We start from the raw sequence: 13,116 nt of genomic DNA, 5'->3' as shown, positions 1-13,116 counted from the left end.
TGAAATACAGCCAAGACAAAGATATGGCGATCATCAGTACTTTACTAAAGAAAGGCATACGGTTGAGAGAAAGTTTGGAACAAGAGCATTCTCAACCATTAGAGCTTCAAAAACATGAATTGAAAAAACTGCTCATTCATGCAAATAGAACCCAAATAGCTGAAAAATATGGTTTCAATGGCATTTTGAAATCATTCAAACAGGATAATCATACTTTTTATGAACGGTTCAAGGAACAGGTTCCAATTTATGATTATGACAGCATTCATCAAGAGTGGTGGTACAAGTTGATGGATGGGGAAAGAGATGTCACTTGGCCTGGAAAAGTTAAGTATTTCGCTTTAAGTTCTGGAACATCTGGAGCGGCTTCCAAATATATTCCGATCACCAAAGACATGGTCAAAGCCATACGTAGAACGGGCGTGAGACAGATACTGAGTTTGTCAAAATATGACCTTCCGCCTTCTTTGTTTACCAAAGGGATCTTGATGTTGGGAGGAAGTACCGATCTGGAATTTAATGGAACTTATTTTTCCGGTGATTTGAGCGGGATTACAGCTGGGAGATTGCCTATTTGGTTTCAGCGTTTTTATAAACCAGGAAAGAAGATTTCCAGAAACAAAAACTGGGGAGATAAGCTGGAACAGATTGTCGAAAAAGCTCACAAATGGGATATCGGAATAATCGTGGGAGTGCCGGCTTGGCTGCAGATTCTTTTAGAGAAAATCATCGAAAGATATCAAGTTCAAAATATTCATGAGATTTGGCCGAATTTGCAGATTTTCGTTCATGGAGGAGTTTCTTTTGAACCCTACAAAAAGGGTTTTGAAAAGCTTTTGGGGAAACCATTGACCTATATCGAAACCTATCTCGCCTCCGAAGGATTTTTGGCTTTTCAAGCATTGCCTAATCGCAAGTCCATGCGGTTGGTCTTGAACAATGGGATCTTTCATGAATTTATTCCATTCAATGACCAAAACTTTGATGAAAATGGAGCTATTAGGCCGGGAGCTGAAACTTTGAAAATTGATGAAGTTGAAGTGGGTAAAGATTATGCGATTATGATTTCCACCTGCGCTGGAGCTTGGAGATATCTGATTGGAGATACTGTTAGGTTCATTTCCAAAGAAGAATCAGAAATCATCATCACGGGTAGAACAAAGCATTTTTTAAGTCTTTGTGGAGAACATCTCTCAGTTGATAATATGAATAAAGCTGTGGAATTGGCGGCTGAGGAATTGGATGTCAATGTGAAGGAATTTACGGTTTTGGGAATTCCACATGGGAGTTTGTTTGCACATCATTGGTACATCGGAACAAAGGATCAGGCAGATCCAAAAGAGTTTTCAAAGTTGATTGATAAATACCTCAAAGAACTCAATGACGACTATGCGGTGGAAAGAAGACATGCATTGAAATCTGTGCTTTGTGATGTGTTACCTGCTGAGACATTTTATGGATGGATGAAAGCTCAAGGTAAAGAAGGTGGACAGAATAAGTTTCCTAGAGTTTTGAAAGGGGAAAAAGCTTTGGATTGGCAGCAATTTCTAAAAGAGAAGGGAGTCGGAAGCTGATGGGGGCATGGTTGGAAGGAGTCAGTATGGGCTTATTGCTTTCGGCGATGATCGGTCCTGTCTTCTTTACTTTGATCCAAAGTAGCTTAGAGCATGGCTTTCGATATGCCATGGCTTTGGCTTTTGGAATTCTGGTTTCGGATACTTTTTATGTATTGGTGACCTATTTTGGAATTAGTCTATTAGTCCAATTCCCTTCATTTGAGCAGATTTTGGGATTTGGGGGAGGGTTTATTTTAGTTGCCTTTGGAATCGGAAGTCTTGTGAAAAAGGATAAACCGAGACCTAATTCCGGAGGATTACCTGTCGCGAAAGGGAAAAAGAAAACAGCTTTTCTCAAGGGCTTTAGCATCAATGGGATCAATCCATTTGTGCTTCTTTTTTGGATTTCGATTGCCAGTTTGGTTGGTTCCAAGCAGAATTTCTCCTCAACTAGTGTATTTCTTTATTATTTCGGGATTCTGGGGACAGTGTTTTTGGTCGATTTGCTAAAAGCATTTATCGCAAAGAAACTGGCAAAGTTTATCACTCCAAAGATTACTTTTTATATGAATAAAGCCGTGGGAATTATCTTGATCGGATTTGGACTGCGGATGCTTTATTTAACTTGGTTATCTTGAGCTTCTTCACCTTCCAATTGCATTCTAGATTCTTCTGAGCAATTGGTTTTAAAATTATCCTGATTGCCAGCCAGCATGCTGCAAGTTCCTGTTCCCATTCCCATGATTGTTTTCATGGCATCTTGTGTACTCACATCAAGCAAAACCAATTTTTCTTTGGGGACATGATAGATGTTCCCATTGGCAGGGTTGGGGGCTGTTGGGACAAATACCGTTATTAAGTCATCATTGATTCTGTCTGTGATGAAGCCTGTCATCATAGTTCCGGATTGAAATGGATCGATTAAGACCACTTCTGAGAAAGGGAGTTTTTTGAGCCCAACAAACTGCAAGACGGTTTGTTGGATCATGCTATACAATGGAACCTTGGAAAGGTATTTTCTCTCAAAAATGGAAAAGTATATTTTCCCCAATCTGATTTTGATGACCGCACCTATTATGAAAATAAATACAACCAGAATTCCCAATGAAAGGAAATTGATAGACCAATGTGGATCATCATTTTTAGGGTCTAATATGGAGCTGATTGGAGAAACAATCTTAAAAATAAAGTTAAAGACAAATGATAGTAAAAGGAGGATAATACTCAAAGGAAGCAAAATGATAAATCCTTGAATCAAGGTGTCTAACAAAAAACCTCTTTTTGTTCTATTAGTAGGTCGATCTTCAATTTTGGGTTCAGAATTCATGGTACAAGGGTTTAAGGATTAGTGTGTTAGATTATACCTAATCAATTAGATAATATTGTGCCATAGGTGAAAAGTTATTAGGAGGCGATTTTTGAAAAATGGATTGTGTAAAAAATGTGCTGTAATGTGTATTTTCTTCTCCAGTTCCACAGATTTATGGAAAGGCCATGGATCTTCAAGTTTAGTATAATTCAGGAAAAAGTAGTCTGTGTCATTCATCACAGATTCTAAATACTTAGATTTTGTACTTTAGGTAATCAAATAAATGTCAAAGAGATGAGCTATTACAAAGAGAAAATTTTTAAATCACCATCTATTGAAGAATTGAGATCAAAAGTGGAAGCAGCACTCAAAGAGGAGGGCTTTGGAATCCTCACAGAGATCGATGTTCAGGCTACTATGAAAAAGAAATTGGATAAGGATTATCCTCCTTATTTGATTTTAGGAGCTTGTAATCCGGTTTTTGCTGACAAAGTGATCCAAGCTGAGCCACATATTGGTGCTTTGTTGCCTTGCAATGTAACCATTCGTGGATTGGAGGATGGTGAATATGAGGTGGCGATCATGGATCCGATATCAGCCATGGCAGCAGTTCAGAATCCTGAGATTGAGCCTTTGGCGGGAGAGGTGAAGCAAAAGCTTGAAAGAGCTTTGAATAGTATTTAAGCCTTTCAAAATAGTAAAAAGGAAAAAGCATCGACAATTGATTTGTCGATGCTTTTTGATTTAAAGTGTTCAAGATTTTTTGTTTCTATTCTGAAAAAACTTAAACCTCCTTCATTTTTAGTAAATTGGTTTCTTTCCTATCCTTTTTAATTTTTAATACAATCTGCCATGGAATCGAAATACGGTTTTTTGAAAATGAATATCCAGGAATTTGAGAATTGGCTAACAAGTCAGCGTGTGGCCAGAACAATCCTTACCGTGCAACAGCATCATACCTGGGTTCCTAATTATTCACATTTTAATGGGTCGAATCACTTTGAACGCCAGCAAGCGATGAAAAATCATCATGTAGGTTCGAATGGTTGGAGTGATATAGGGCAGCATTTTACCATCTTCCCAGATGGAATGATCGTTACTGGCAGATCATTGGAGATGACACCTGCCTGTATTTTTGGAAATAACCAACATTCCATCTGTTTTGAGCATTTTGGGAATTTTGATGGTGGAGGAGACCAAATGAGTCAAGACCAATTATTGGCGATTGTCAAGGCTACCGCACTGATTTGTTCCAAATTCAATCTTCCGGTCAATCAATTTGGGATCATTTATCATCATTGGTTTGACTTGAGTACTGGGAAAAGAAATAATGGAACCGGAACCAATAAATCATGTCCCGGAACCAATTTCTTTGGAGGAAATAAAGTGGAAGATTTCCTTCAACATTTTGCTCCATTGGTAGCAGCTGAGGTAGGAGGGAATGTTGTGACTGAAATTCCAAAGGATTTGGGATATGCAATTGTGACTGCAAATCGACTCAATGTGAGGGTTGGAGCTTCTAGTAGTTTTTCGAAAGCCTCGGATAGACAACCCGTTGAGAGAGGAGCTGTTTTGAGAGTATATGATGAGTCAAATGGATGGCTTAAAATCTCCAAAAGCCAATCCCATTGGGTTTATGGGCGATATACCGAACCAGTAAAGCGAGCTACTGTCAATGCCAATGTGCTCAATGTGAGAAGTGGGCCAGGTACCAATTTTTTAGTGGTTGGGACTTTACCAAAAACCGAAGAAGTTTTTATCATTACCGAAAGTGGGGATTGGTGCAGATTGGCTTTGGAAGAAAAATGGCTGAGTAAGCGATTCTTGGATTTTGTGAATTGAAAAAAGAATAAAAAAAGGTTGCCCTCTTCCGAAGGCAACCTTTTTTTATTTTTATCCTGATTAAAGGTATTTCTCAACTGGAACGTAAGGTAAATCGAATGCTTCAGCTACTGCTTTGTAAACGATATCTCCTTGGATCACATTAAGACCTGGAACCAATTCTTTGTTTTCCTGAGCTGCTTTTTTCCATCCTTTATCTGCCAATTGGATTGCATAAGGAAGAGTAGCATTAGTCAAAGCCAAAGTAGAAGTATAAGGTACAGCACCTGGCATATTGGCTACACAATAATGAACCACATCATCAATGATGAAAGTAGGATTTTCGTGAGTAGTTGGCTTACAAGTTTCGATACATCCACCTTGATCTACAGCCACGTCAACCAATACAGTACCTGGCTTCATGTCTTTCAACATGTCTTTGGTGATCAAATGAGGAGCTTTAGCACCTGGGATCAATACGGCTCCAATGATCAAGTCAGCAGATTTGATCATCTCACGTACATTGTATTCGTTAGACATCATGGTGTTAACGTTTGCAGGCATCACATCATCCAAATATCTCATACGAGGAAGAGATACATCCATAATCGTAACATCAGCACCTAATCCAGCAGCCATCCAAGCAGCTTGAGTACCAACGATACCACCACCTAGGATCAATACTTTTGCTGGAAGTACACCTGGTACGCCACCCAATAGGATTCCACGACCTTTCAATGGTTTCTCTAAGTAGTTTGCACCTTTCTGAACTGCCATTCTACCAGCCACTTCAGACATTGGAACCAATAAAGGAAGGCTTTTGTCAACTTTTTCAACAGTTTCGTAAGCAAGACAAACAGATTTGCTTTCAACCATAGCTTTGGTCAGAGGCTCGTAAGAAGCAAAGTGGAAATAGGTGAATAGTAATTGATCCTCTTTGATCAATTTATATTCTGGCTCAATTGGCTCCTTCACCTTCATGATCATCTCAGCGATCTCATAAGTTGCTTCGATGGTTGGAAGGATTTTGGCACCCGCTTCCTCATACATTTCGTCAGAGAATCCACTTCCCTCACCGGCTGTATGTTGTACATAAACAGTATGGCCTCTTTTTACCAATTCTTTGGCACCCGCTGGGGTTAAGGCGACACGGTTCTCGTTGTTTTTAATTTCCTTAGGAACACCTATAATCATGGCTAGTCTATTTGGATTTAATATATGCGGGCAAAGATAGTAAGGGGGGACGATTCTAAATGCATTTTTTAGAATAGTATTTGGTCTCGTTTTGAAAATAATAGATTTTCAAAAGATTATTTCTTTTTAAATTTTGAGGATGATGAAAATTTCAAAATTCAAATTTTAAAAGTGGAAAATTCTGAGAATTAATTTTGGCTAAAAAGCTGGTTTACAGAAGAATAAGTTTATGTATCATTCAAATATTTTAGAAGTGTAAAACTGTTTGACGGAATAATATTCTTTTTAAGGTTGTTTTTTATTCAAAAATCAAAATTTTAGTCTGAAAATATGTCTTGATTAAATTGGCAAAAAAAAAGTATTTGGCTATTTTTGATCTGCATAGAAAAATGTGCCCAAATAGACCCAAGTAACTTTAGTAAACAATTCAAATGGCAGAACTAGATATCAGTAGAAAAAACCGACCCAAATACCTCGGGGATCATCAATCTGTTTTAGAGGACTTTAGAGTTGCTATGATTAGCAGACATGCCTCTTTGATGGGTAGAAAAGAGGTGTTTATGGGCAAAGCCAAATTTGGGATTTTCGGTGATGGGAAAGAGCTTGCTCAGATTGCCATGGCCAGAGCTTTCCAAATCGGTGATTTTAGATCTGGATATTATCGGGATCAGACATTTATGATGGCATTGGGTGAGCTTTCGGTTCAGCAATATTTTGCTCAATTGTATGCCCATACCGATGTAGAGGCCGAGCCGGCAAGTGCAGGAAGATTGATGAATGGTCACTTTGCCACAAGATCATTGAATGAAGATGGTTCTTGGAAGGAGTTGACTAAAATGTATAATTCTGCTGCTGATATTTCCCCGACAGCTGCTCAGATGCCCAAGCTTTTGGGGTTGGCATATGCCTCCAAAGTTTATAGAGAAAATAAAGGGCTGAAACATCTGACTCAATTTTCTATCCAAGGAAATGAAGTAGCATGGGGTTCTATCGGAAATGCATCTACTTCTGAGGGGATGTTTTTTGAAAGTATCAATGCTGCAGGAGTGATGCAAGTTCCAATGGTGATCGCCATTTGGGATGATGGATTTGGAATTTCGGTTCCGCAAGAATTTCATACTACAAAAGGAAGTATTTCTGAGGTTTTGGCTGGATTCCAGAGAACTGAAGAAAAGCCTGGTGTTGAAATCATCAATGTAAAAGGTTGGGATTACGAAGGTCTCATGGAGGCTTTCTTTGAGGCTGGTGAATTGGCAAGGAAAGATCATATTCCTGTCATGATCCATGTGGAAGAAATGACTCAGCCACAAGGTCACAGTACTTCTGGTTCCCATGAAAGATATAAATCCGCTGAAAGATTGCAGTGGGAAAAGGATTGGGACTGTAACAAGAAGTTTAGAGAGTATATTCTTGAAAATGGTATTGCTACTGCAGATACCTTGGATAAAATAGAAGCTGAAGCGAAGGCTTTAGCTAGAAAAGAGAAAGAAGCTGCTTGGACTGCTTTTAGTTCAGAGATCAAGAAGGAATTGGCTGAAGCAGTTCAATTGATCAAATCTGCAGCTAACGGAAGTACCAGAAAAGTGGTTTTAGATCAAATGGCTGATGAACTGAAAAAGACTATCAATCCAATTAGAAAGGATGTGATTTCTACAGTTCGAAAGGTATTATTGATTCTGAGATATGATCACAATGCTGAAAAAGATGCTTTGAAATTCTGGTACCAAGAAAGACAAAAGGATATTCATGACAGATACAATAGTCACCTATATTCTGAGTCGCAGTGGTCAGTTTTAAATATTAAAGAAGTACCTGCTGAGTTCAAAGAAGACTCTCCAACAGTAGATGGTAGAGAAGTGCTTCAGGCATATTTTGATACCAAACTGGAAAATGAACCCAAATTCTTCGCTTTTGGTGAGGATGTAGGGAAAATTGGAGATGTGAATCAGGCTTTTGCGGGTCTTCAAGCAAAGCATGGAGAATGGAGAGTAGCTGATACCGGTATCCGTGAATGTACCATTGTTGGACAGGGTATAGGTGCTGCGTTGAGAGGTTTGAGACCTATCGCAGAAATCCAATACTTGGATTATTTGCTTTATGGTTTGCAAATGCTTTCTGATGATTTGGCATCTCTTCACTATAGAACTAAAGGAGGCCAGAAGGCTCCTGTGATTATTAGAACCCGTGGTCACAGACTTGAAGGAGTGTGGCATTCAGGTTCACCGATGGGTATGATCCTCTCTTCTTTAAGAGGAATGGTAGTTTGTGTACCTCGAGATATGACTCAGGCTGCAGGTATGTATAATACACTCTTGAGTTCAGACGATCCTGCAATCATGATCGAATGTTTGAATGGCTATAGATTGAAGGAGAAGCTTCCTGCCAATTTGGATGAATTTACAGTTCCTTTGGGTAAGCCAGATATTCTTCGTGAGGGATCAGATATTACTGTGGTGACTTATGGCTCCATGTGCAGAATAGTGTTGGAAGCAGCAGCAGAATTGTCTGAAATCGGAATTGAAGTGGAAGTAATAGATGTGCAAACCTTAGTTCCATTTGATGTTCATGGTGTGATTGGAGAATCTGTGAAAAAGACCAGCAGAGTTATTTTTGCAGATGAAGATGTACCAGGTGGTGCCACCGCCTATATGCTTCAACAAGTAATGGATGAGCAGAGAATCTTCCCTTATTTGGATTCAGAACCACAGACATTATCAGCAAAGGCACATAGACCTGCCTATTCTTCGGATGGAGATTATTTCTCTAAGCCAAGTACAGATGATGTGGTAGAAAAAGTATATGCCATTATGCATGAATCTAATCCTAAAAAATTCCCAGCTATTTAAAGGGAGAGATAGATAAAAAAAGAGGCTATGAATTATTTCAAAGCCTCTTTTTTTATGTTTTAATTTCTTGTGATCTGTTTTAAAGTAACTTCTTGACTAGATACCTCATTGCTTCGATTGAGTTGTCTGTCCTGAATTTGGACGTCTACTCGGATGGTGTCATTTCTAAAAATAGCCTCCCAACCTGAAGAAAGCATGCCATAACTTATATTCCCTTCTACAGCCTGACCTTCATCTGAATTAAGAATTCTAGGGAAGCGACCGTTAAATGTGGTGTAATAAGGAGGATCTTGCCATTTGAACTCAGTAAAGGTTCCATTTTTCTTTATGAAAAACTTTACGAAAATATTGTATTGATCTGGGTTTTGAACGACCCAGATCGTGTCCTTTACAATCTGGTTATTTACAATTGGATCAACTACCCAGTCAATTGGATTGTAAGATGGAGCCTCAAGGGGTCTATTTCCGTAAGTTATTAGATTTCCTGCGGCGTCACGCTGATAATTGACAGAGTTGAAAGGTGGATCGATTTCAGTAGCTGCCAATCCTAAATCTCCTTCTGCATCTTGAAAGTCAATACCAATAATCAAGGAATCAGCCCCAGACGTTGGTACAAATTCCAAAGATTCAAAAGTTATAGCAGGTGTAGAAGGGAAATTTTCAGGTGGGTTGACACAGGATGCTGCGGCAACACTTAAAAAGAATAGTCCTAAATAACTTTTCAATCGCATATGGTGAGTTAAATTTACAACCGGAAAAATGTTTTCCCGATTGGGTACATGCAAAATATAAAACGATGCAGGATTTTAAAAGTTTTTCGAGTAAGGTGACAAATTTAAAGTCAGAAGACTTTGAAAGCCTGGCTTTAGAAATTTTTTATTTCCAATCCTCTCGAAACCCAATCTACAAAGCTTATCTGGATGCTAGAAGTATAACGCCCCGATCCATCCATTCGCTACAAGAAATTCCTTTTTTACCAATTCGTTTTTTTAAGGATTTTCAAGTCGTTTCAGGAGCAAAAGAAGAGTTTGAAGGATTCTTTTCTAGCTCTGGAACAACAGGAATGATTACTAGCAAGCATTATTTCTGGTCTCAAAAATGGTATTTGGAGCATTCAAAGCGGCTTTTTGAAAATCTGTACGGTAGTTTACAGGACTTTCATGTATTGGCACTTTTGCCGGCGTATCTGGAAAGAAGGGGAAGTAGCCTTGTCGCTATGGCTGATTATTTTATTCAAGAATCCAATTCTGACCATTCAGGCTTTTACCTCTATAATCAGGAAGAACTTTTGGATAAAATGAAGGTTCTAGCAACTGGTCCTAAGAAAGTTTTGCTGCTGGGAGTCACTTTTGCTCTGTTGGATTTAGCAGAATCAAATCAAGATTTTTTTTCAATGCAAAACCTTATCGTCATGGAAACAGGTGGTATGAAGGGGAGAAGAAAGGAGATGATCAGAGAAGAAGTTCATGATATTTTGACATCTTATTTTCAGGTTCCAGAGATTCATTCTGAGTATGGAATGACTGAATTGATGTCTCAAGCCTACTCAAAGGGAAAGGGGAAGTATACGCTACCGACTTGTATGCGCGTTTTATTGAGAGATGTCAATGATCCATTTTCCTGGTCCAATAGATCCCAAGGTGGGATCAATGTGATAGATCTTGGGAATTTTCATTCCTGCTCATTTATTGAAACCCAGGATTTGGGGAAATATGATGAAAATGGGATGTTGGAAGTCTTGGGTAGATTTGATAACTCAGAGATCAGAGGCTGCAATCTTCTGGTTCAGTAATTGCTTAAAAAGGATTAATTAAACATATTTGAAAAGCCTAAACATATATTCATGAAAAAATTAGCCACTATCGCATTATTGATCGGAGTATTAGCATTAGGAGCCTGCGCTTCTAGCAAACCTTGCCCAGCTTACGCGAAGGCTTCAGTTGAGCAAAGATCAAACGGATAAAAAAATGCTGACTATCAATAGTCAGCATATTTTTTTATATCATCCAGACTGATCGTGGGTTCACCCAAGATCACTAGCCTTTCTACTACATTTCGTAATTCTCGGATATTTCCTGTCCATGGAAATTCCTGAAGTTTTGCCAATGCTTCTTTGGTAATTCCACGTTTCGAATCGCCACTTTCTGCAGCTATGTCGGATAGGAACTTTTCGATCAATAGAGGTATATCATCTTTTCTGTCTTTCAAAGCCGGAACTTGGATCAAAATCACACTCAATCTGTGGTATAGATCTTCTCTGAAGCGTCCTTCTTCGATTTCTTTTTTAAGGTCTTTGTTGGTCGCTGCCAAAACGCGAACATCCACTTTAATGTCCTTGTCACTTCCTACTCGGTTGATCAGGTTTTCCTGCAAGGCTCTTAAAACTTTGGATTGGGCCGAAAGAGACATGTCTCCGATTTCATCCAAAAATAAGGTTCCAGTTTGTGCTTGCTCAAATTTACCCGCACGTTGTTTATGTGCAGAGGTAAATGCTCCCTTTTCGTGTCCAAAAAGCTCTGATTCGATCAATTCCGAAGGAATAGCCGCACAGTTCACAGCTACAAATGGATTGGCGGAACGATTGCTTTTCTGATGGATCCAATGAGCTACTAATTCCTTACCAGTACCGTTTGGTCCGGTAATCAAAACTCGTGCATCCGTTGGAGCTACTTTTTCTATGGTTTCTTTGACATGGAGAATCGGCTTGGATTCACCGACCATATCGAATTTCTTAGAAAGCTTTTTCTTTAGAACCTTGGTTTCAGTTACCAGATTGTTTTTGTCCAAGGCATTGCGAACAGTCAATAATAATCTATTGAGATCCGGTGGTTTGGGTATGAAATCAAAAGCACCTTTCTTGGTCGCTTCTACTGCAGTTTCAATGCTTCCATGTGCCGAGATCATGATGAATTGAGGGGATTTTTCCAAAGCTTTTGCTTGGTCCAAAACCTCAATTCCGTCCATTTTGGGCATTTTTACATCACAGAGAACCAAATCAAAATCTTCCTCTTTGAGTTTGGCTAGTCCTTGTTCTCCATCTTGGGCTTCACTGACTTCAAATTTTTCGTATTCGAGTATTTCTCTCAGGGTGGATCTGATGACTTTTTCGTCATCGATAATCAGAATTTTTGACATAGGTCTAAGTTAAAAGAAAAAGTGCAAGTCTGTAAGCCGGGTTCTGTAATCTCCACTAAAAAGTGAAGACGCTTGTCATTTATCTAGTCCTGACTTCACAATCAGGATCCATCGATCTACCCACCCCGGAATCTCGAAAATCGAGAATCGAACGAGCAGCTCTTTGCCCGAGGCCTATTTGATCTTTCAACCCATAAGGTTTGCCATGCCCTCGACATCACTGCCGAAGCGGTGGGCTCTTACTCCACCTTTTCACCCTTACCCCGATAGCGATCGGGGCGGTATATTTTCTGCGGCACTTTCTGTATGCCAACCGTCGCCAGTTGACACCCTTCCCGTTAGGAAGTATGGCGCTCTATGTTGCCCGGACTTTCCTCCCCAAATCCATGAGATTTGCAGCGACAAGCCGACTTGCACTTTGCAAAGTACGTGATTTTGGAATAATGAGTTCTGATTTTTTTATGATCTGAATGATTCCTTGTGTGGCAAAATGACCACAATTGTAAAAAAATCTAAAAAAACTCTCTGTCTGTAAACCTTTTACCCAAACTTATGTTTCTGTAATTGAAAGCTAACATAGCTTTTCTTCATAGTGCTGGGTTGAGCCGCTCTCCATAAAAAGGGAGCGGTTCTTTTTTTGCCCTTCACAATTGAATTGGGTTGATTACCTTTGCAAAAAAACTTAGGCTATGATTTTGGTGGGCAACGCAGTCCTTTCGGATGATATCAAGGAAAATTTTTTCGTATGCGACTTAGAAGCATGCAAAGGTGCATGTTGTGTCGAAGGTGACGCGGGAGCTCCACTAGAAGATGAAGAGACTAAAATCCTGGAGGATATTTACCCGATTGTAAAGGATTATATCACTCAAGAGGGTCGTGATGTGATAGAAAAACAGGGCGTTTGGGTGATTGATAAAGATGGAGACAAAGGAACTCCAACAATCGGCGATAACCGGGAGTGCGCTTATGCACTTTATGATGAAAGGGGGATCTTAAAATGTGGGATTGAAGAGGCGTATTTGGATGGAAAGATTTCTTGGAAAAAGCCGATCTCTTGTCATATGTATCCGATTCGCGTGACCAAATACGATCAATTTGAAGCATTGAATTATGATCGTTGGCACATTTGTGACCCTGCTTGCCAATTGGGGAAAAGCCTTCAAGTTCCTTTATATCGCTTTCTCAAAGATGCCTTGGTAAGGAAGTACGGAGAGGCATGGTATGAGGAACTGGTTCAGGAAATTGAAGGCTAATT

11 protein-coding genes and 1 other RNA gene are annotated in these 13,116 nt (G+C 39.4%); 7 read left to right on the top strand and 5 right to left on the bottom strand.

Features of this window, described 5'->3' with window-relative positions; all coding sequences use genetic code 11:
* The first annotated feature begins 23 nt into the window (after nt 1–23).
* Both BUF13_RS04600 and BUF13_RS04595 read left to right on the top strand, forming a co-directional pair.
* Nucleotides 24–1,574: a GH3 family acyl-acid amido synthetase gene (locus BUF13_RS04600; protein ID WP_073570853.1), complete on the top strand. Its 1,551-nt coding sequence runs from the start codon at nt 24–26 to the stop codon at nt 1,572–1,574.
* Entirely contained in the window at nt 1,535–2,194 is a 660-nt protein-coding gene (locus tag BUF13_RS04595; protein WP_317129056.1) for a LysE family translocator, read from the top strand. The genes BUF13_RS04600 and BUF13_RS04595 overlap by 40 nt, the downstream gene beginning before the upstream one ends.
* Here BUF13_RS04595 and BUF13_RS04590 read toward each other — a convergent pair.
* Nucleotides 2,173–2,883 (bottom strand): DUF502 domain-containing protein, encoded by a 711-nt coding sequence (locus tag BUF13_RS04590; protein ID WP_073570538.1) that lies wholly within the window; start codon nt 2,881–2,883, stop codon nt 2,173–2,175. The two genes, BUF13_RS04595 and BUF13_RS04590, sit on opposite strands and share 22 nt — an antisense overlap.
* A gap of 276 nt (nt 2,884–3,159) precedes the next feature.
* Here BUF13_RS04590 and BUF13_RS04585 point away from each other — a divergent pair, with 276 nt between their 5' ends.
* Nucleotides 3,160–3,549 (top strand): DUF302 domain-containing protein, encoded by a 390-nt coding sequence (locus BUF13_RS04585; RefSeq protein WP_083586370.1) that lies wholly within the window; start codon nt 3,160–3,162, stop codon nt 3,547–3,549.
* A 168-nt stretch (nt 3,550–3,717) separates the two neighbouring features.
* Nucleotides 3,718–4,707, top strand: a complete 990-nt coding sequence (locus BUF13_RS04580) for an SH3 domain-containing protein (protein WP_073570536.1) — start codon at nt 3,718–3,720, stop codon at nt 4,705–4,707.
* 60 nt (nt 4,708–4,767) lie between these two features.
* Here the strand turns inward: BUF13_RS04580 and ald are convergent, their stop codons facing one another.
* On the bottom strand, nt 4,768–5,880 hold the full coding sequence (gene ald / locus BUF13_RS04575; protein WP_073570535.1) for an alanine dehydrogenase: 1,113 nt from the start codon (nt 5,878–5,880) through the stop codon (nt 4,768–4,770).
* A 431-nt stretch (nt 5,881–6,311) separates the two neighbouring features.
* Between ald and BUF13_RS04570 the strand changes: the two genes are divergently transcribed.
* Entirely contained in the window at nt 6,312–8,726 is a 2,415-nt protein-coding gene (locus tag BUF13_RS04570) for an alpha-ketoacid dehydrogenase subunit alpha/beta (RefSeq protein ID WP_073570534.1), read from the top strand.
* Between the two features lie 59 nt (nt 8,727–8,785).
* Here BUF13_RS04570 and BUF13_RS04565 read toward each other — a convergent pair whose 3' ends face one another.
* On the bottom strand, nt 8,786–9,457 hold the full coding sequence (locus tag BUF13_RS04565; RefSeq protein WP_073570533.1) for a hypothetical protein: 672 nt from the start codon (nt 9,455–9,457) through the stop codon (nt 8,786–8,788).
* 65 nt (nt 9,458–9,522) lie between these two features.
* Between BUF13_RS04565 and BUF13_RS04560 the strand changes: the two genes are divergently transcribed.
* Complete coding sequence (locus tag BUF13_RS04560; RefSeq protein WP_073570532.1) at nt 9,523–10,518, top strand: acyl-CoA synthetase family protein; 996 nt, start codon at nt 9,523–9,525, stop codon at nt 10,516–10,518.
* A 185-nt stretch (nt 10,519–10,703) separates the two neighbouring features.
* On the opposite strand, the gene BUF13_RS04555 is transcribed toward BUF13_RS04560, so the two are convergent.
* Both BUF13_RS04555 and rnpB read right to left on the bottom strand, forming a co-directional pair.
* Complete coding sequence (locus BUF13_RS04555) at nt 10,704–11,861, bottom strand: sigma-54-dependent transcriptional regulator (protein WP_073570531.1); 1,158 nt, start codon at nt 11,859–11,861, stop codon at nt 10,704–10,706.
* A gap of 16 nt (nt 11,862–11,877) precedes the next feature.
* Nucleotides 11,878–12,279: RNase P RNA component class A (gene rnpB, locus BUF13_RS04550), an RNA gene on the bottom strand.
* Between the two features lie 271 nt (nt 12,280–12,550).
* On the opposite strand from rnpB, the gene BUF13_RS04545 reads away from it, so the two are divergent.
* Complete coding sequence (locus BUF13_RS04545; RefSeq protein WP_073570530.1) at nt 12,551–13,114, top strand: DUF3109 family protein; 564 nt, start codon at nt 12,551–12,553, stop codon at nt 13,112–13,114.
* Nucleotides 13,115–13,116: the final 2 nt, after the last annotated feature.

This window comes from Algoriphagus zhangzhouensis, assembly GCF_900148515.1.
In the GTDB taxonomy this organism is placed as follows: Bacteria; Bacteroidota; Bacteroidia; order Cytophagales; family Cyclobacteriaceae; genus Algoriphagus; species Algoriphagus zhangzhouensis.
Note: the sequence above shows the minus strand (reverse complement) of the source record. Positions and strands in the feature narration are given on the sequence as shown.

Coding starts and splice junctions, on each gene's coding strand:
- BUF13_RS04600 (WP_073570853.1), top strand. CDS start 24: ATGGCGATCATCAGTACTTTACTAAAGAAAGGCATACGGTTGAGAGAA.
- BUF13_RS04590 (WP_073570538.1), bottom strand. CDS start 2,883: ATGAATTCTGAACCCAAAATTGAAGATCGACCTACTAATAGAACAAAA.
- BUF13_RS04585 (WP_083586370.1), top strand. CDS start 3,160: ATGAGCTATTACAAAGAGAAAATTTTTAAATCACCATCTATTGAAGAA.
- BUF13_RS04580 (WP_073570536.1), top strand. CDS start 3,718: ATGGAATCGAAATACGGTTTTTTGAAAATGAATATCCAGGAATTTGAG.
- ald (WP_073570535.1), bottom strand. CDS start 5,880: ATGATTATAGGTGTTCCTAAGGAAATTAAAAACAACGAGAACCGTGTC.
- BUF13_RS04570 (WP_073570534.1), top strand. CDS start 6,312: ATGGCAGAACTAGATATCAGTAGAAAAAACCGACCCAAATACCTCGGG.
- BUF13_RS04565 (WP_073570533.1), bottom strand. CDS start 9,457: ATGCGATTGAAAAGTTATTTAGGACTATTCTTTTTAAGTGTTGCCGCA.
- BUF13_RS04560 (WP_073570532.1), top strand. CDS start 9,523: ATGCAGGATTTTAAAAGTTTTTCGAGTAAGGTGACAAATTTAAAGTCA.
- BUF13_RS04555 (WP_073570531.1), bottom strand. CDS start 11,861: ATGTCAAAAATTCTGATTATCGATGACGAAAAAGTCATCAGATCCACC.
- BUF13_RS04545 (WP_073570530.1), top strand. CDS start 12,551: ATGATTTTGGTGGGCAACGCAGTCCTTTCGGATGATATCAAGGAAAAT.